This window comes from Streptomyces litmocidini (assembly GCF_014649755.1).
Taxonomy (GTDB): domain Bacteria; phylum Actinomycetota; class Actinomycetes; order Streptomycetales; family Streptomycetaceae; genus Streptomyces; species Streptomyces litmocidini.
Map to the genome: position 1 here is coordinate 76,761 of NZ_BMTQ01000002.1, position 16,846 is coordinate 93,606.

Consider the following 16,846-nt stretch of genomic DNA (forward strand, 5'->3'; position numbering starts at 1 on the left):
CGAGGCCGTCGTGAACGGGGCGGGTCCGGTGAGGAGCCGAGCGGGCGGCTCGTCGTCGACGGGGTGGAGGTGCTCCTCCGCCGCCCCGTGTCCTGACAGGTGTCATCCTTGGACTTCGACGGGACCCCGTGCCGGGGAGTAAATTACCCCATGGGGTATCTGTGGAGGAGTGACAGTGGAACTCGATCTCGCGGGCGCCGAGCTCAAGGCGGTCCTGAACCGGCTGCGCCGGGCCCAGGGCCAGATCGCCGGAGTGATCCGGATGATCGAGGAGGGGCGCGACTGCGAGGAGGTCGTCACCCAGCTCGCCGCCGCCTCCCGGGCCCTCGACCGGGCGGGGTTCGCGATCATCGCGACCGGGCTCCAGCAGTGCCTGACCGACATCGAGGGCGGGCGCAAGAACGGCGAGGACCCCGAGGCGATGCGGGCCCGCCTGGAGAAGCTCTTCCTCTCGCTGGCCTAGCCGGGGAGCGGACGCGGGAGGACCCCGGAGGCGATCGCCTCCGGGGTCCTCCCGCGTCCGCGTCCGGCCGTCAGTCGTCCGCCAGGCCCTTCAGGCGCTTGGCGATGCGGGTCAGGCGCTCGCCCTGGTAGCGGGCGGCCGCGAGGACCTCCTCCCCCGGGGCGCCGTTGGCGGCCGGGTGGGCGGTGCCGTACGGGTTGCCGCCGGCCGCGTACACCGCCGGGTCGGTGAAGCCGGGCGAGACGATGACCGAGCCCCAGTGGTGGAAGGTGTTGTAGAGCGCGAGCAGCGTCGACTCGTTGCCGCCGTGGACGTTGTGGGCGCTGGTGAAGGCGGTGGCGGGCTTGTCCGCCATGACGCCCCGCTGCCAGAGGCCGCCCGTCGTGTCGACGTACTGCTTGAGCTGCGCGGACACGTTGCCGAAGCGGGTCGGGGAGCCGAGCGCGTACGCGTCCGCCCACTCCAGGTCCTCCAGGGTGGCGACCTCCACGTCCCCGGTGGCGTCCACGTGGGCGCGCCAGGCCGGGTTGGCGTCGATGGCGGCGTCGGGGGCGAGCTCGGGCACCCGGCGCACGCGGACCTCGGCGCCGGCCTTCTCGGCGCCCTCGGCGAGGGCCTGGGCGAGCTGGTGGACGGCTCCGGTGGCCGAGTAGTAGATGACGGCGACCTTGACGGACATGGCGGACTCTCCTCAGCCGAACACGAACGGACCCACAGGAACAGGCCAAGCGGATCGCTTTCCGCTTCACCGTGACCGAGGTTAAACGGATTTCTATCCACTTCGCAAGGGAAGCAGGTATGCTCGCCCCAGGAAGCCGCGAAAGCGACCGAGGGGGAGACGGAGCTCAGGGCACAGGGACAGGAGTCGGCAGATGAGCACGGAGAACCCGCGGGCCCGGGACAGGACGGCGCCGGCGCTCGACCTGCTCCCCGCCGGTGACGCCCCCGCCCCCGAGCGCGCCGACGCGGCCCGCAACCGGCGCAGGATCCTCGACGCGGCCGCCCGGATCGTCGCCGAGGAAGGCCCCGACGCCGTCACCATGAACCAGGTCGCCCACGCCAGCGGCATCGGCGTCGGCACCGTCTACCGCCGCTTCGGCGACGTCTCCCAACTGCTGTGGGCGCTCCTCGACGAGCGCGAGCGCGCGTTCCAGGAGGCGTACATGAGCGGGCCGCCGCCCCTGGGCCCCGGCGCCCCCGCCGCCGAGCGGCTCGACGCCTTCCTCGACGCGCTCGTCGACCGGGTCGCCGCACAGCGCGCCCTGCTGCTCGCGGCGCACTCCGCCGCACCCCGCGCCCGCTACCACAGCGGCGCCTACCGGGTGATGCACACGCACATGGCCCTGCTCATCGGGCAGCTCAGGCCGGGGAGCGACCGCACGCTCCTCGCGCACCTGGCGCTCGCTCCGTTCTCGCCCGACGTCATGCACCACCTGGCGGTCGAACAGGAACTGTCGGCCGAGCGCCTCAAGGCCGGCGTGCGGGAGCTGCTCGCCCTGCGGGCCTGACCCCGGCCGGAACGACCCCGGAGACCGCCGACCGCTCCGTGGACGGTGGTGGACCGGCGGCCTCCGCCGTCGCAGGATCGCGCCATGACCACGTACCTGATCCTGCACGGCTTCCAGAACCACCGCCCGCCCGCCCACTGGCAGCACTGGCTCGCCGGGCGGCTGCGCGAGCGGGGCCACGAGGTCCGCTACCCCCAGCTGCCCGCGCCGGACGCGCCCGTCCTCGGCGAGTGGCTCGACGCCCTGGAGGAGCACGGGCAGCGCCCGGCCGAGGGGGAGTTCGTGGTCCTCGCGCACAGCCTGTCGGTCCTGCTGTGGCTGCGCGCCGGGGAGCGGCGGCCGGACGCCGACCGGGTCCTCCTGGTCGCCCCGCCCTCCCCGGGGGTCACCGCCTCGATCCCGGAGATCGCCGCCTTCGCCGACGGCCTCGACCTGACGGAGCCGGGGCTCAAGGCGCGCCTCGTGTACGGGGACGGGGACCCCTACTGCCCCGAGGGCGCCGATCTGCACTACGGCATCCCGCTCGGCCTCGACCTGGACCGCGTACCGGCCGGTGAGCACCTCAACCCCGACTCGGGGTACGGGGAGTGGCCCTCGCTCCTGGAGTGGTGCGAGGACCCGGCCGTACGGGTGCGGGGCAACGAGCACCCGTAGGAGCGGGGAGGAACGAACCGGCCGGCGGCGCCCTCCCCCGGTAGCGTCGGCCGGATGCATCCCGAGACCGCACCCCATGACCAAGGCCTGCTCGACGTGGGCGACGGCAACCTCGTCCACTGGGAGGCGTCCGGAGATCCGGACGGCAAGCCCGCGCTCGTCGTGCACGGCGGACCGGGCTCCGGCTCCTCCCCGCGCAGCCGGCGGTACTTCGACCCGGAGGCGTACCGGGTCGTCCTCTTCGACCAGCGCGGCTGCGGGCGCTCCACCCCGCACGCGAGCGACCCGGCCGCCGACATGAGCGTGAACACCACCGCGCACCTGGTGGCCGACATGGAGCGGCTGCGCGAGCACCTCGGGATCGACAAGTGGCTGCTGTACGGCGGCTCCTGGGGCTCCACGCTGATCCTGGCGTACGCGGAGGCCCACCCCGAGAGGGTGTCGGAGATCGTGATCGTGTCCGTCACGACCACCCGCCGCTCCGAGATCGCCTGGCTGTACGAGGGCGTGGGCCGCTTCTTCCCCGAGGCCCACGAGCGCTTCCGGGCGGGAGCGGGGGACGTCCCCGACGCCGTGGGGGCGGGAGGCGTCCCCGACGCCGTGCGGGCGGGAGGCGTCCCCGACGCCGTGCGGGCGTACGCGGCCCTCATGAACCACCCCGACGGGGCCGTACGGGAGAGGGCCGCGGCCGACTGGTGCGCCTGGGAGGACGCGGTCCTCTCGATGGAGGGGATGGGAACCCCGTACACCGACCGGGTCGACGACGCCCGGCTCGGCTTCGTCCGGATCTGCTCGCACTACTTCGCGCACGGCGCCTTCCTGGAGGAGGGCGCGCTGATCCGCGACGCGCACCGGCTCGCCGGGATCCCGGGGGTCCTGATCCACGGCCGGCTCGACATGGGCGGCCCGCTCACCACCGCCTGGGAGCTGTCCCGCGCCTGGCCGGACGCCGAACTGCACGTCGTCGAGCGCGCCGGGCACCTGGGCGGCGAGGAGACCCGGGAGCGGATCCTGGCGGCCCTCGACCGCTTCGCGAAAGGGTGAACCCACCGGGCGATCATCACGCACGCGCGTGATGATCGGTGCAGGAACTCAGGAAACCGTCCCGGAACCCGCTCCGAAAACCGCCCGGAAAGCCGCGAAACAGGTTCCGCGGAAAGGGAATTGATAATTCCACATTTCCTTCCCGCGCTGACCTGACAGGAATTGCGACGGATCTGTTCACAGAACGCCCTCGAAATCGCTAGCTTCCCCTCAACCTCCGTCCGTACCGGGAAGGACTTCTGTGAACGCATCCCAGCGCCGAGCCGCGGCCATCCTCGCCGCCGCCGCCCTCGCCACCCCGCTGGTCCTCGCCTCCCCCGCCACCGCGGGTCAGGACCCCGCGGCCGCGCCCGCCCGCGACGCCGCAAGGCTGGCGAAGAAGCTGGTCCGCGAAACCACCGCCCAGGACGCCTACAGGCATCTGCAGAAGTTCCAGGCGATAGCCGACTCGGCCGGCGGGAACCGCGCGGCCGGCACCCTCGGCCACGACGCCTCGGCCGCCTACGTGTACACCCAGCTCAAGAAGGCCGGTTACGACGTCCGGTACCAGCAGTTCGACTTCGTCTACACCGAGACGCTCACCGAGAAGGCCTCCGTCCTCTCGCCCGGTCCCCGGACGCTCGGCATCAAGGCGATGACGTACACGAAGTCCACCCCGGTCGGCGGCATCACCGCCGAGCTGGCGGCCGTGCCGGTCGACGCCGACGGCTCCACCGGCTGCGAGCCGGGCGACTTCGCCTCCGGCGCCTTCACCGGGAAGATCGCGCTGATCAAGCGCGGCGTCTGCTCCTTCGCGATCAAGCAGCAGAACGCCGCCGCGGCCGGCGCCGTCGGCGCGATCGTCTACAACAACGTCGACGGCGCCCTCTCCGGCACCCTCGGCGACCCGGCCTCCGGCAAGATCCCCACCGGCGGGATCAGCCTGGCCGAGGGCACGAAGCTCGCCGCCGACCTCGCCGAGGGCCCGGTCTCGCTCTCCTTCGAGATCCGCCAGCTCCAGGAGAAGCGCACCACCAACAACGTCATCGCGGAGACCCGGGGCGGCAACGCCGCCAACACCGTGATGCTCGGCTCCCACCTCGACTCCGTCACCGCCGGCCCCGGCATCAACGACAACGGCTCCGGCTCCGCCGGCCTCCTGCAGACCGCCCTGGAGCTCGCCGGGTCGAAGGAGAAGGTCCGCAACAAGATCCGCTTCGCCTGGTGGTCGGCGGAGGAGGTCGGCCTCCTCGGCTCCGAGCACTACGTCGACAGCCTCACCGCACTCGACAAGAAGGAGATCAAGCTCTACCTCAACTTCGACATGATCGCCTCGCCGAACTACGGCCTGTTCGTGTACGACGGCGACAACTCGGACGGCGTCGGCGCGGGCGCCGGACCCGAGGGCTCCGCCCAACTGGAGCGCGACATCACCGACTTCATGGACAAGCGCGGGGTCCCGCACGAGGGCACCGACTTCACCGGCCGCTCCGACTACGGTCCGTTCATCGGCGTCGGCATCCCCTCCGGCGGCACCTTCACCGGCGCCGAGGGCATCAAGACCCCTGCCCAGGCGGCCAGGTTCGGCGGCACGGCGGGCGTCGCGTACGACGTGAACTACCACGCCGAGGGCGACGACATCCACAACATCGACATGACGGCCTTCGACGTCAACATCGACGTCATCGCCAACGCCGTGGGCACCTACGCCCACGACATCTCCTCCCTGCGCAGGCCGGTCGTCTCCACCCCGACCACGGGCGACGCGGGCAGCGGCGGCGGCCTGCACGGCGACCACGACGAGGTGACCGCCTAACCGGCGCCTCCGGGGAGGGCCTCCTGACCGGCGGGCCGTGCCGAAGACCGAGCGGCCGATCTCCCGGCCCGGCCGGATGCCGACCGCCCGGGCCGGGGACGTGGAGATCCCGCTGCCCACCACCTGCCCGACGAGCGAGGGCTCCTCCTCACGGGGAGCCCTTCTCGCTCCGTGCGGTGATCACCGCCTCGCCCGTACCGGGCCCGGTGAGCACCCCCTCCAGGTCGTACGGCGACTTCGGGCAGCTCGTACGGCGGCTTCGGGAAGGTCCGCACCGTCGCCCTCACGGCCTTCGCGTCGTCCGGCGTGAAGGCGCGCAGCGCGTGCCGCACCCGGTTGCCGAGAGCTGCTCGGCGATCGGCTGGAGCGTCTTCGTCCCGCCCGTGCCGGTCGCCCCGGCGACCGGACCGTGCCGGTTGAGCACGGGCAGCGGGACGCGGATACGCGCGTCCGGGTGACGGACGCCGTCCCGGAGCAGGACCCCCGGTTCGAGTGCGGCTCCGACGAAGGCGTACCCGGAGGCGGTGCCCGTCGCCTCGGCGCCCGGCGGCTGCCCGCTCACGCTCATGACGGCACCCCGATTCCGGTTCTGTCCCGGTTTGCACCAGCATCCCACTGCTCTCGCGTGGCTGCGCCGGGAGCCGCTCGCCCGGTAGGCTTTCCGTGTGATCTTCAAGCGCATCGGAAACGGAAAGCCGTATCCCGACCACGGCCGGGAAAGCACCCGGCAGTGGGCGGACGTCGCCCCGCGCCCGGTCCGCCTCGACCAGCTGGTGACCACCAAGGGCCAGCTGGACCTGGAGACCCTGCTCGCCGAGGACTCCACCTTCTACGGCGACCTCTTCGCGCACGTCGTGAAGTGGCAGGGCGACCTCTACCTCGAGGACGGACTGCACCGTGCCGTCCGCGCGGCGCTCCAGCAGCGCCAGGTGCTGCACGCCCGCGTCCTGGAACTCGACTGAGCCCTCCCGGGACCCGTCCCGCTGAGCCTTTCGGGGTCAGTTCGCCCCCATCCGGACGCGATCACATGATCATCAAGTAGGCATCGCCGACGGGCGGCACTACGCTGCGCTCATGAGCATGCTCACTCCCCCCGGCATGGGCGGAAAGTACCGCATCACGGGGGATGTCTACCCCCGCATGCGCCGCCCCCACCGCCGGCGCAGGATCGTCCTCGCGTCCGTCGCCGCCGTGGTCGTGCTCGGCGCGGCCGGCTGGGGGACGCTCCAGCTCGTCGACGTCTTCTCCGGCGACGGGGGCACGAAGACGACGGCCGGGAAGCAGGCCGACTGCAAGCCCGCCCCCAAGGCCACCACCGCGCCCGCCGCCGCCTTCCCCAAGCCCGCGCAGATCACGGTCAACGTCTACAACGCGACCCCGCGCAGCGGGCTCGCCAAGACGACCGCGGACGAGCTCAAGAAGCGCGGCTTCAAGATCGGCAAGGTGGGGAACGCGCCCACCGCCTACGACAAGAAGGTCCCGGGCGCCGGGCTGCTGCTCGGCGCGCCCGCCGCCGCCAAGGGCGCCCTCCCGGTCCTCCGCACCCAGCTCGCGGGCGCCACGACCAAGACGGACACCCGGGGCACGGCGGACGTGGACCTGATCATCGGGACCGCGTTCAAGACGCTGTCCCCGAAAGCGACGGCGGACGCGGCCCTGGTCACCCTGACCAAGCCCGCGCCCGCGGTGAAAACCTGTCGTTAGGACCTGCTCGGCGGAGCCGGCCGGCAGCGCCGTGCCCGGCAGAGCCGGCAGCGCCGTGCCCGGCAGAGCCGGCAGCGCCGTGTCGTCCTGTCCGGCGGAGCCGGCCGTGCCCTATTCGGCGGAGCCGTACATGCGGTCGCCCGCGTCGCCCAGGCCCGGGACGATGTAGCCGTTCTCGTTGAGCCGCTCGTCGACCGAGGCCGTCACGACGGTCACCGGCGTGCCCGCGAGCTCGCGCTCCATGACCTCGACGCCCTCCGGGGCGGCGAGGAGCACGACCGCGGTCACGTCGTCGGCGCCGCGCTTGATGAGCTCCTGGATCGCCGCGACCAGCGTGCCGCCGGTCGCCAGCATCGGGTCCAGGACGTAGACCTGGCGGCCCGAGAGGTCCTCCGGCATCCGCGTCGCGTAGGTCGACGCCTCCAGCGTCTCCTCGTTGCGGATCATGCCGAGGAAACCGACCTCGGCCGTCGGGAGCAGCCGGACCATGCCGTCGAGCATCCCGAGCCCGGCGCGCAGGATCGGGACCACCAGCGGACGCGGGTGCGACAGCTTCACGCCGGTCGTGGGCGTCACGGGGGTCTCGATGTCGACCTGCTCGGTCCGCACGTCCCTGGTGGCCTCGTAGGCGAGCAGGGTGACCAGCTCGTCGGCGAGACGGCGGAAGGTCGCGGAGTCCGTGCGCTTGTCGCGCAGGGTGGTGAGCTTGTGGGCGACCAGGGGGTGGTCGACGACGTGGAGACGCATGACTCAACAGTAGCCCGCCGAGCACTGGCATCGACCCACGCAGCCGGGGGAAGGTGGGGGCACAGGGACCCAGCGATGGGGTGGTGTGGCCGATGCCCGACCTGGAAGAACCGGCCGAGGATGCCGCCGAGGGGGCGGACCGCACGCCGGCACCGGAGACCGACGCGGAGCGCCGCAGGCGCCGCGCCCAGTTCCTCCGCGAGCTGAACGAGGCCAAGGCGCTGCGCGAGCGCGTGCAGCCGCGGCGCGCCCGGGCCGCCCGCATGCGCCAGGCGATGCGCATGCGGACCTTCCGCTGGTGAGGCCGTCCACGAGGCCGCCCCCGGGGCACCGCGGCGGGAACCGACCGTGCGCCCCCTCCGTGCGCCGGGGTCGCACGCCCACCCGATCGCGGGGTCGTTCAGACTGATGCACGACGCAAGAGCCGAAGACCTCTCCTGACGGCGACGTTTCTGTCACGATGCCGATTGGGCGGGGCATCGGAAGCGCGCCGCCGGAACGTCACACCTCTGATCAGTGGGAGAGAGTCAGGTGTACTTCGCCGCACTGCTCGCGCGCACCGAAGACGGGTGGGAAGCGAGCGACACGGAGCTCGACGACGTGGAGAGCCTGTCGGATCTGGCCGAGCTCGCTCGTGAGGCCTCGGACGACGACACGGTCATCGTCTTCATCGAACAGGAGGACGCGTGGTTCGGGATCGTCCGGGTCGAGGGTGAGGAGGACCCTCGCATCTACGTCTCGGACGGGGCCGCCGCCGCGCGTTCCTCGTACGGGGAGATGCTCACCCGGGAGATCCTCGGCGACGACCTGGACGACCTGGTCGACGAACTGGAGACCCTGGACCTGGACGGCACCGAGGACGGGGAGCCGCTCGACGGCGACACGGACGAGGACGAGGCGGGCTCCGTGGCCGCCGAGGCCGTCCCGGCCGCTCCGGTGGGCGACCGGCTGATCCTGGCCGACCTCGGGATGTCGCCGGAGGACCTGCTGGCCCTCGACACGGACGCGCTCGCGGAGATCGCGGAGGCGCTGGGCGCCGCCGAGGTCCTGGAGGCCGTCCGCTAGTGACGCCCGCGGCACCCGTTCCCGACCCCGCTCCCGACGCCGTCGGGGACCCGGTCCGGGATCCCTGGCGGGACGCCATGCGTCTCGCCCTCGCCGAGGCCGACGCGGCCGGGCCGGCCGGTGACGTACCGGTCGGGGCGGTCGTGCTCGGCCCGGACGGCACGGTGATCGCCCGCGCGCACAACGAGCGGGAGGCGACCGGCGACCCCACCGCGCACGCCGAGGTGCTCGCCCTGCGCCGGGCGGCGGCGGTGACCGGCGAGTGGCGGCTGACGGGCTGCACGCTGGTCGTGACCCTGGAGCCGTGCGTGATGTGCGCCGGCGCGCTCGTCCAGTCGCGCGTCGAGCGGGTGGTGTTCGGGGCGCTCGACGAGAAGGCGGGCGCGACCGGTTCGCTCTGGGACCTCGTGCGGGACCGGCGGCTCAACCACCGTCCCGAGGTGATCCAGGGCGTCCTCGGCGAGGAGTGCGCCGAGCAGTTGACGGCCTTCTTCCGCAGCCGCTGACTGCCGCTCCGACCTGGCCTTCGATGCGGATTTCATCGCAGCGCGAGTTTGGGCTAAGCTCTCTCTCGGTAGCGTGTCCGAGCGGCCGAAGGAGCTCGCCTCGAAAGCGAGTGTGGGGAAACTCACCGAGGGTTCAAATCCCTCCGCTACCGCTTCGATCGAAGGGCCCGGCGCTGATGCGCCGGGCCCTTCGGCGTGCCTCCGGTCCGTACGAGCGGCACGCGGGAGAAATACGTACGAGCGGCACGTACGAGAAGCACGCACGAGAAGCACGCACGAGAAGCACGCACGAGAAGCACGCACGAGAAGTACGCAGGAGGGTCCTCCGCAGGCCGGGGGGAGCGGCATCGGGGGGACGAGCCGCTCCCCCCGACGGGAATCGGACCCGCACGTCCTGCGCCGCGTTCAGGGGGAAGCTCGCGGCGCGGACCCCGCAGTGCGGGCCGGTTCCTCCGAGCCCCTCGGATTCCTGCCGGGTCCGCCGGGCTCGACATCCATGCTGCTCTCCCGTCACCCTTCCGGAGGGCGGCGAAAGGCCCCGATCGACGGGCCCTCGGTCCATAAGGGCTCGGTTAGAGTGGCGCGGTCGTACGGCGGGGGAACAGCCGGGGGAACAGGGGAGGGCTGGGCAGATGGCGCAGGCGAAGAAGGTCGCGCTGTACGTGGTCGTGGTCTTTGTGCTGTACACGATCGTTAACTCCCCGGCCCGGGCGGCCGATCTGGTCCAGGTAGGGTTCGAGGGCATTTCCAGCGCCGCCCAGGGGGTCGGTCAGTTCATGACCGAACTCGTCAACTAGGAGCTCACCGTGATCCGCCATCTGGTCCTCTTCAAGCTCAACGACGGCGTCGCGCGCGACGAGCCGCGCGTGGTCGCCGGCGTCGAGGCGTTCCGGGCTCTCGGCGGGCAGATCCCGGAGCTGAAGTTCTGGGAGTGCGACTGGAACATCACGGACCGGCCGATCGCGTACGACTTCGCCATCAACTCGGCCGTCGAGGACGAGGACGCGCTCCAGCGCTATCTGGACCACCCCGCGCACCAGGCCGGTGTCGCGCAGTGGCGCGAGTTCGCCACCTGGGTGATCGCGGACTACGCCTTTTAGTCCCCTCTTCACCCCGAGGCCCCCCGCCCTCGCGGCGGGGGGCCTTTTCCGTGCGTGACCTCCCCTTTTTCCGTCACTATGCCCTCAACACGGGATTATGCGGTGCTTGCACACAGTGGACATGTCTTGTGATGCTATGACCGCTTTTGACGGATGAGTTGACCGTAGGTGAGCCGGTCGACCAGCAAGAACAGGCGAAGGGGTGGCGTGAACGTGCCGGCCAGTACAGCACCTCAGGTCCCGCCCCAGCACGAGTCGGGCGACGGCGGCCAGGAAGCCCCGCGCCCGCGCCCCCAGAGCAGTCGCGGCGCCGACACCCGCGCCCTCACCCAGGTGCTCTTCGGGCAGCTGAAGAACCTGGAGCCGGGCACCCCCGAGCACCACCGGGTGCGCGGGGCCCTCATCGAGGCCAACCTGCCGCTCGTGCGGTACGCGGCGGCCCGCTTCCGCTCCCGCAACGAGCCGATGGAGGACGTCGTCCAGGTCGGCACCATCGGCCTCATCAACGCCATCGACCGCTTCGACCCCGACCGGGGCGTCCAGTTCCCCACCTTCGCCATGCCGACCGTCGTCGGCGAGATCAAGCGGTACTTCCGCGACAACGTGCGGACCGTGCACGTGCCGCGCCGGCTGCACGAGCTCTGGGTCCAGGTGAACGGCGCCACCGAGGACCTGACGACCGCTCACGGCCGCTCCCCCACGACCGCGGAGATCGCCGAGCGGCTGCGGATCGGCGAGGACGAGGTGCTCGCCTGCATCGAGGCCGGCCGCTCGTACCACGCCACCTCCCTGGAGGCCGCGCAGGAGGGCGACGGGCTGCCCGGGCTGCTCGACCGGCTCGGCTACGAGGACCCCGCGCTCGCCGGCGTCGAGCACCGCGACCTCGTCCGGCACCTGCTCGTCCAGCTGCCCGAGCGGGAGCAGCGGATCCTGATGCTGCGCTACTACAGCAATTTGACCCAGTCCCAGATCAGCCAGGAGCTCGGTGTCTCCCAGATGCACGTGTCAAGGCTCCTCGCCCGCAGCTTCGCCCGCTTGAGATCCGCAAACAGGATCGAGGCGTAACCAGAACGGGTAGACCGGTTCGGAGCAGTTGTCGCCGGGCCCAAATGCCGTACACCCCTTGTTTCCTGCGGAAATGCACCACCGTCGTGTCGACAAGTCACTACAGCGTGTTGCCGACATGTGACATTCTGCTGGAACCGAGTTTGCCGCAGCCCCGCCGCCGGTATTCAGGTGGAGGCTGCGTTCCTCAGATGGTCGCGGCCACCGCGACCGTCCGCGACCTCAAGGGGGTGGCATGTCCACAGAACTGGGCAGCTCGAAGGTGCTCACGCTCACGCCCGTTCCCGTGCCCACGCAGACGACGGCGCCGACCGCGGCCGACGGCGCGGAGACCGTGAACGCCGCCGAGACCGCCGACACCGCGCCTCCGCCGATGGTCGTCACGTCCGGCGCCCTCGACACCCGCACCCTCTCGCGCTCCCTCTTCCTGCGGCTGCGCTCCCTCGACGCCGAGGGAGCCGCCGCCGACAGCCCGGAGCGGACCTACGTCCGCGACACCCTCATCGAGCTCAACCTCCCGCTCGTGCGGTACGCGGCGGCCCGCTTCCGCTCCCGCAACGAGCCGATGGAGGACATCGTCCAGGTCGGCACCATCGGCCTCATCAAGGCGATCGACCGCTTCGACTGCGAACGGGGCGTCGAGTTCCCGACGTTCGCCATGCCGACCGTCGTCGGCGAGATCAAGCGCTTCTTCCGCGACACCTCGTGGTCGGTGCGGGTCCCGCGCCGGCTCCAGGAGCTGCGCCTCGCCCTGACCAAGGCCAGCGACGAACTCGCGCAGAAGCTCGACCGCTCCCCCACCGTCCCCGAACTCGCCGCCGTGCTCGGGGTGTCGGAGGAGGACGTGGTCGACGGCCTCGCCGTCGGCAACGCGTACACCGCCTCCTCGCTGGACTCCCCCTCGCCCGAGGACGACGGCGGCGAGGGGTCCCTCGCGGACCGCCTCGGCTACGAGGACACGGCCCTCGAAGGCGTCGAGTACCGCGAGTCGCTCAAGCCGCTGCTCGCCAAACTGCCTCCCCGCGAGCGGCAGATCATCATGCTCCGCTTCTTCGCGAACATGACGCAGTCGCAGATCGGCGAGGAGGTCGGCATCTCCCAGATGCACGTCTCGCGCCTCCTCACCCGCACCCTCGCCCAGCTGCGCGCGGGCCTCATCTCGGACTGATCCGACCGAGTTCCGCGAAAGCGGCGCCTGTTGACGACGCGTCAGCCAGACTGGAACGCATGAGGCGCAGGAAGCCGGGACTCGTGGCGGTGGCGCTCTGCCTCGGCGGGGCGCTGACCGCCTGCGGTGGCGGAGGAGACGGCGAGGGGTACGCGGCGGTCGGCGCCGGCCCCTCCCCGAAGGGAGCGGTCGCCCCCTCGGGCGTGGTCACCCTGGTCCCCCTGGAGAGCCCGTCCGCGAGCGGGACGACGTCCAGCACGTCCTCCCCGTCGCCCGCGGCACCCGCTCCGGGCCCGTCCGGCGCTCCGGGCACACCGGGCTCCTCCGACACCAGTACGGGATCGGGCCCCTCCGGTACGGCTCCGGCGCCCGGGCCGGGCCGCCCCGGCGCGGGCCCCGCCCCCGGCACCGGCGGCCCCGCCCCGGCCCCGGAGCCCGGCAGCAGCGCCCCCTCCCGCACGCCCTCCACGACGCCCGGGCCCGTGCCGCCCGGGACCGGGCCGCCCGGCACCGGCACGCCCCCGCCGCCGACCGCGCCGACCCCCGCGCCCGGGCCCGCCGTGCTCACCGTCTCCGCGCCCGCCCTCGCCGACGGCGACCGGCGCTGGTGCCAGCGGGTCACCGTGACCTTCCGCAACACCGGTGGCTCCGCGGCCACTTCGGGGACGGTCGGCTTCGTCACGCACATCATCGGCCTGCTCGGCACCGACTGGGGCACGGTCCCCTCCAGCCGGCCGCTGCCCGTGCCGATCGCCGCGGGGACGGCGCGGACGCAGACGTACACGGTGTGCGTGGACTCCTGGCGGGTGCCGGTCGGCATGCGGATCGACACCCGCGAGGTCACCGCCACATGGCGCTGAGCAGCACCTCCGCGAACTCGGCCGGGTGCTCCACACAGCCCACGTGGCCGCCGGGGAACTCCGTCCGCACGGCGCCGGTCAGCTCGGCGAGCCGCCGGGCCGGTCCGGCGAGCGCCTCCTGATCCGAGGACTCCTCGCCGACGCCCAGGACCAGCTTCCCGGCGGCGGCGCGCAGCCCCTCCAGATCGGGGGCGGAGGAGGAGAAGGGGACCAGCACGTGCTCCAGGAAGACCGGCATGTTGGCGGCCATGCGGGAGGCCATCGGGCGGAGGGAGGCGGGCAGTTCGCCACCCTGCCGCTCCGGCTTCCGGCCGTCCGGCGTCTCGGAGAACCGGGCCATCGCCGGCCCGAGCCCCCGCGTGCGGTGCAGCTCGCGCACCTCGGCGAAGTGGTCGCGGTACGGGGCCGGGTCGGCGAGCAGCTCCACGAGGGGCGGCTCGTGGGCGACGAGCCGGCGCACCCGGTCCGGGCGGGCGGCGAGCAGGGAGAGGGCGACGATGCCGCCGGAGCTGCCGCCGAAGACGTGGGCGGCCTCGTCCGGTGAGACCGCGTCCAGGACGGCGAGGGCGTCGTCGCGCCACTCGGTCACGCGCTGGTCGGCCAGGGGGCCGTCGAGCGGACTGCGCGACAGGCCGCGCTGGTCGTACGAGACCACGGTGTGCCCGGCGTCCGCGAGGAGGCCGGCCATCCCTTCGAAGAGCCCGGCGTCCCCGGCGCCCCCGGGGATCAGCAGCAGTACGGGGCCGCTGCCCCGGGACTCGTACCGCAGGGTCGCCCCCGGGACCTTCACCGTGCCGACGTGGATGCCGTTCATGAATCGTTCCCCCAGTTCTCCAGGACGTGGTGGAGCGCGTCCAGCGAGCGCGCCCAGGATGCGGCGACGGGGCGGGAGTGCGCGAAGCCGCCGCCCAGTTCGAGGTGGACGTAGCCGTGGAAGGCGCTGCGGAGCAGACGTCCGGCGTCGGTGAGGTCGGGTTCCCGGAGGCCGTAGCCGCGCAGCATGCCGTGGGTGAGCTCGACGGCCCGGAGGAGGACGGTGGTGTCCTGGATCTCCTCCGGCTGGATCCGCTGCTGTGTGGCCGCGTACCGCCCGGGGTGCGCGAGGGCGTAGTCGCGGTAGGCGTCGGCGAAGGCGACGAGCGCCTCCTTGCCGGACCGGCCGGCCACGGCGGCGCCGATGGCGTCGTTCATCTCGCCCGAGGCGAGGAGCGCGAGCCGGACCCGCAGGTCGCGCAGGTTCCTGACGTGCGAATAGAGGCTCGCGTCCTTGACCCCGAAGCGTCGCGCCAGGGCCGAGACGGTGACCTTGTCGAGGCCGCTCTCGTCCGCCATCTCGGCGGCGGCCCGCACGAGGCCGTCGACGGTGATTCCCGCGCGCACCACGGGGTTCTCCTCTCCCCCAGGCCTCCTAGGCCTTCTAGGCTCCCTAGGCCTCCTAGGAGGCCTAGGGAAAAAGCTAGCCCCCCTAGGTTCGATGCGCGAGCGAATAATCAGCGGCCCAGGTAGCGGACTCCCGTCAGACGCTCCGACTCCTCCCACAGCCGGCGCCCCGTCCCGGGGTCGGCCGCCGCCTCCGAGAGGCGCACGCGGGTCGGGGCGCCCCGCAACTCGCCCATGCCGTCCGGGCCGATGAACTCGCCGCCCGCGACGGACGCGTCGGTCGCCGCGTACAGCTGGGGCAGCGCGCCGCGCTCCGGCCGCTGGGCGAGCAGCGGATTGCCGATGCGCCCGAAGAACAGCTTCGCCAGGCCGGAGGTGTCCTTCAGCTGGAGGTTCGTGGCCGTGTAGCCCGGGTGGGCGAGCACGCTGCGGACCGGGCTGGCGACCGCGGCCAGGCGTCGGTGCAGTTCCTTGCCGAAGACGGCGTTGGCGAACTTGCTCTGGTTGTAGAAGGCCATGGGCGTGTAGCCCCGCTCCCCGCTCAGGTCGTCGAAGCGGAGGTCGCCCTGCCGGTGGTTGATCGAGCTGACCGTGACCACCCGCGGGTCCGTCCCGGCGGCGAGCAGGTCGAGCAGCAGGCCGGTGAGCGCGAAGTGGCCGAGGTGGTTGGCGGCGAACTGGAGCTCGTGGCCCTCGGGGGTGAGCGTGCGGGGCGGCGCCATCACGCCCGCGTTGTTGACGAGGACGTCGAGGCGCGGGTGCTCCGCGCGCACGCCGTCGGCGAAGGCGCGCACCGAGTCGAGGTCGGCGAGGTCGATCCGCCGTACGGCGAGGAGGTCCGGGTCGGCCCCCGTCGCCGCGAGGCCCTCGGCCGCCCGGCGGCCCTTCTCCTCGTCCCGTACGGCGAGGATCACGCGCCCGCCCCGCCGGACGAGCGCGCGGGCGGTGGCGAGGCCGAGACCACTGTTGGCCCCGGTGACGACGAAGACCCGCCCGGTCTGGTCCGGGATGAGGTCGGCGGTCCAGCGCTGCTTCTCAGTCATGCGGCACACGTTGCCGTTCGTGTCACCGAGTGTCAAGCATGACCATGGATGCCAGCCGAGGCACCGCGTTACCATCGGGCCGTGACCACCCGCCCCGAATCGACCCTCGCCCAGCGCAAACGCCAGCTCGTCGCCACCGAGCTCACCGAGACGGCGCTCCAGCTGTTCGCCCTCAAGGGCTTCGCCGCCGTGACCGTCGACGAGATCGCGACCGGGGCGGGGGTCTCCAAGCGGACCTTCTTCCGGTACTTCGCGTCCAAGGAGGACGTGGTCGTCCAGTTCCTGGCCGGCATGGGCGCCGACATGCGCACCGCACTCACCGGCCGGCCCGCCGCCGAGCGCCCCTCCGAGGCGCTGCGGCACGCCGTCTCCGTACCGCTGGCCGCCTGCGGCGACCACGTCGAGCGGGTCCTGCCGGTGGTCCGGCTGATCCTGCGGACCCCCTCCCTCCTCGCACGCTTCCTGGAGCACCAGGCGGAGTGGCGCGAGGACCTGGCGGAGGAGCTGGGGGCCCGACTGGGACTCGATCCCGAGGCCGACCTCCGCCCCCGGCTCGCCGCGGGCATGGCCCTGACCGCCTTCGACGCCGTACTGCGCCGGTGGAGCGCCGGCGAGGGGGCGGAGGTCACGGAGGACCCGGTCGCCCTGCTCGGGGAGGCCTTCGCGGTGCTCACCCCGGCCCTGGACGGACCGGCCCCCTCGGGGGCGTAAGGACTCCAGGGCCGTACGGATCTCAGGGCCGTA

General features: G+C 72.5%; 22 protein-coding genes, 1 tRNA gene and 1 pseudogene. 17 read left to right on the top strand and 7 right to left on the bottom strand.

The window, feature by feature from the left end; translation table 11 throughout:
• The first annotated feature begins 175 nt into the window (after positions 1 to 175).
• Positions 176 to 463 (top strand): metal-sensitive transcriptional regulator, encoded by a 288-nt coding sequence (locus IE180_RS03620; protein WP_190155282.1) that lies wholly within the window; start codon positions 176 to 178, stop codon positions 461 to 463.
• A gap of 70 nt (positions 464 to 533) precedes the next feature.
• Here the strand turns inward: IE180_RS03620 and wrbA are convergent, their stop codons facing one another.
• Positions 534 to 1,142, bottom strand: a complete 609-nt coding sequence (gene wrbA / locus IE180_RS03625; protein ID WP_190155283.1) for an NAD(P)H:quinone oxidoreductase — start codon at positions 1,140 to 1,142, stop codon at positions 534 to 536.
• A 193-nt stretch (positions 1,143 to 1,335) separates the two neighbouring features.
• Here wrbA and IE180_RS03630 point away from each other — a divergent pair, with 193 nt between their 5' ends.
• The 4 genes from IE180_RS03630 to IE180_RS03645 all read left to right on the top strand — a co-directional run bounded on the left by IE180_RS03630 (position 1,336) and on the right by IE180_RS03645 (position 5,464).
• Positions 1,336 to 1,971 (top strand): TetR/AcrR family transcriptional regulator, encoded by a 636-nt coding sequence (locus IE180_RS03630; RefSeq protein ID WP_190155284.1) that lies wholly within the window; start codon positions 1,336 to 1,338, stop codon positions 1,969 to 1,971.
• Positions 1,972 to 2,055: 84 nt separating this feature from the next.
• Positions 2,056 to 2,625: an RBBP9/YdeN family alpha/beta hydrolase gene (locus IE180_RS03635; protein WP_190155285.1), complete on the top strand. Its 570-nt coding sequence runs from the start codon at positions 2,056 to 2,058 to the stop codon at positions 2,623 to 2,625.
• A gap of 54 nt (positions 2,626 to 2,679) precedes the next feature.
• The gene (gene pip / locus IE180_RS03640; protein ID WP_190155286.1) at positions 2,680 to 3,669 is read left to right on the top strand and encodes a prolyl aminopeptidase; all 990 of its coding nucleotides are present in this window, start codon (positions 2,680 to 2,682) and stop codon (positions 3,667 to 3,669) included.
• Positions 3,670 to 3,910: 241 nt separating this feature from the next.
• Positions 3,911 to 5,464, top strand: coding sequence for a M28 family metallopeptidase (locus IE180_RS03645; protein ID WP_190155287.1), 1,554 nt, complete (start codon positions 3,911 to 3,913; stop codon positions 5,462 to 5,464).
• Here the strand turns inward: IE180_RS03645 and IE180_RS37445 are convergent.
• Together IE180_RS37445 and IE180_RS03650 are read right to left on the bottom strand one after the other, a co-directional pair.
• Entirely contained in the window at positions 5,461 to 5,796 is a 336-nt protein-coding gene (locus IE180_RS37445; protein ID WP_373302656.1) for a helicase HerA-like domain-containing protein, read from the bottom strand. The two genes, IE180_RS03645 and IE180_RS37445, sit on opposite strands and share 4 nt — an antisense overlap.
• Positions 5,796 to 6,032: pseudogene (locus tag IE180_RS03650) on the bottom strand (helicase HerA-like domain-containing protein); the annotation flags it as partial. The pseudogene IE180_RS03650 and the gene IE180_RS37445, both read right to left, overlap by 1 nt.
• Positions 6,033 to 6,129: 97 nt before the next feature.
• On the opposite strand from IE180_RS03650, the gene IE180_RS03655 reads away from it, so the two are divergent.
• Both IE180_RS03655 and IE180_RS03660 read left to right on the top strand, forming a co-directional pair.
• Complete coding sequence (locus IE180_RS03655) at positions 6,130 to 6,426, top strand: type II toxin-antitoxin system VapB family antitoxin (RefSeq protein ID WP_030209440.1); 297 nt, start codon at positions 6,130 to 6,132, stop codon at positions 6,424 to 6,426.
• A gap of 112 nt (positions 6,427 to 6,538) precedes the next feature.
• The gene (locus IE180_RS03660) at positions 6,539 to 7,168 is read left to right on the top strand and encodes a LytR C-terminal domain-containing protein (RefSeq protein ID WP_190155289.1); all 630 of its coding nucleotides are present in this window, start codon (positions 6,539 to 6,541) and stop codon (positions 7,166 to 7,168) included.
• Between the two features lie 111 nt (positions 7,169 to 7,279).
• Here the strand turns inward: IE180_RS03660 and upp are convergent, their stop codons facing one another.
• Positions 7,280 to 7,915, bottom strand: a complete 636-nt coding sequence (upp, locus tag IE180_RS03665) for a uracil phosphoribosyltransferase (RefSeq protein ID WP_017240523.1) — start codon at positions 7,913 to 7,915, stop codon at positions 7,280 to 7,282.
• 92 nt (positions 7,916 to 8,007) lie between these two features.
• On the opposite strand from upp, the gene IE180_RS03670 reads away from it, so the two are divergent.
• The 9 genes from IE180_RS03670 (at position 8,008) to IE180_RS37080 (ending at position 13,679) form a co-directional block, all read left to right on the top strand.
• Positions 8,008 to 8,217 carry a hypothetical protein gene (locus IE180_RS03670; protein WP_190155290.1) on the top strand — a complete coding sequence of 70 codons (210 nt, stop codon included), beginning with the start codon at positions 8,008 to 8,010 and terminating at the stop codon, positions 8,215 to 8,217.
• A 229-nt stretch (positions 8,218 to 8,446) separates the two neighbouring features.
• Positions 8,447 to 8,980 (top strand): tRNA adenosine deaminase-associated protein, encoded by a 534-nt coding sequence (locus IE180_RS03675; protein ID WP_190155785.1) that lies wholly within the window; start codon positions 8,447 to 8,449, stop codon positions 8,978 to 8,980.
• Positions 8,981 to 9,057: 77 nt separating this feature from the next.
• Complete coding sequence (tadA, locus tag IE180_RS03680; protein ID WP_190155786.1) at positions 9,058 to 9,486, top strand: tRNA adenosine(34) deaminase TadA; 429 nt, start codon at positions 9,058 to 9,060, stop codon at positions 9,484 to 9,486.
• A 67-nt stretch (positions 9,487 to 9,553) separates the two neighbouring features.
• A tRNA-Ser gene (locus IE180_RS03685) sits at positions 9,554 to 9,638 on the top strand.
• A gap of 480 nt (positions 9,639 to 10,118) precedes the next feature.
• Entirely contained in the window at positions 10,119 to 10,283 is a 165-nt protein-coding gene (locus tag IE180_RS03690) for a hypothetical protein (RefSeq protein WP_190155291.1), read from the top strand.
• Between the two features lie 9 nt (positions 10,284 to 10,292).
• Positions 10,293 to 10,586: a Dabb family protein gene (locus IE180_RS03695; RefSeq protein WP_190155292.1), complete on the top strand. Its 294-nt coding sequence runs from the start codon at positions 10,293 to 10,295 to the stop codon at positions 10,584 to 10,586.
• A gap of 213 nt (positions 10,587 to 10,799) precedes the next feature.
• On the top strand, positions 10,800 to 11,651 hold the full coding sequence (locus IE180_RS03700) for an RNA polymerase sigma factor SigF (protein ID WP_190155293.1): 852 nt from the start codon (positions 10,800 to 10,802) through the stop codon (positions 11,649 to 11,651).
• 235 nt (positions 11,652 to 11,886) lie between these two features.
• Complete coding sequence (locus IE180_RS03705) at positions 11,887 to 12,819, top strand: RNA polymerase sigma factor SigF (protein ID WP_190155294.1); 933 nt, start codon at positions 11,887 to 11,889, stop codon at positions 12,817 to 12,819.
• A 59-nt stretch (positions 12,820 to 12,878) separates the two neighbouring features.
• On the top strand, positions 12,879 to 13,679 hold the full coding sequence (locus IE180_RS37080; RefSeq protein ID WP_268255426.1) for a hypothetical protein: 801 nt from the start codon (positions 12,879 to 12,881) through the stop codon (positions 13,677 to 13,679).
• On the opposite strand, the gene IE180_RS03715 is transcribed toward IE180_RS37080, so the two are convergent.
• The 3 genes from IE180_RS03715 to IE180_RS03725 all read right to left on the bottom strand — a co-directional run bounded on the left by IE180_RS03715 (position 13,660) and on the right by IE180_RS03725 (position 16,102).
• Positions 13,660 to 14,493 carry an alpha/beta fold hydrolase gene (locus tag IE180_RS03715; RefSeq protein WP_190155295.1) on the bottom strand — a complete coding sequence of 278 codons (834 nt, stop codon included), beginning with the start codon at positions 14,491 to 14,493 and terminating at the stop codon, positions 13,660 to 13,662. The two genes, IE180_RS37080 and IE180_RS03715, sit on opposite strands and share 20 nt — an antisense overlap.
• Complete coding sequence (locus tag IE180_RS03720; RefSeq protein ID WP_190155296.1) at positions 14,490 to 15,062, bottom strand: TetR/AcrR family transcriptional regulator; 573 nt, start codon at positions 15,060 to 15,062, stop codon at positions 14,490 to 14,492. Before IE180_RS03720 ends, IE180_RS03715 begins: the two co-directional genes overlap by 4 nt.
• A gap of 107 nt (positions 15,063 to 15,169) precedes the next feature.
• A complete protein-coding gene (locus IE180_RS03725; protein WP_190155297.1) occupies positions 15,170 to 16,102 on the bottom strand; it encodes an oxidoreductase in 933 nt (310 codons plus the stop codon).
• A gap of 48 nt (positions 16,103 to 16,150) precedes the next feature.
• Here IE180_RS03725 and IE180_RS03730 point away from each other — a divergent pair, with 48 nt between their 5' ends.
• A complete protein-coding gene (locus tag IE180_RS03730) occupies positions 16,151 to 16,813 on the top strand; it encodes a TetR family transcriptional regulator (RefSeq protein WP_190155298.1) in 663 nt (220 codons plus the stop codon).
• The last annotated feature ends 33 nt before the right edge of the window (positions 16,814 to 16,846 follow it).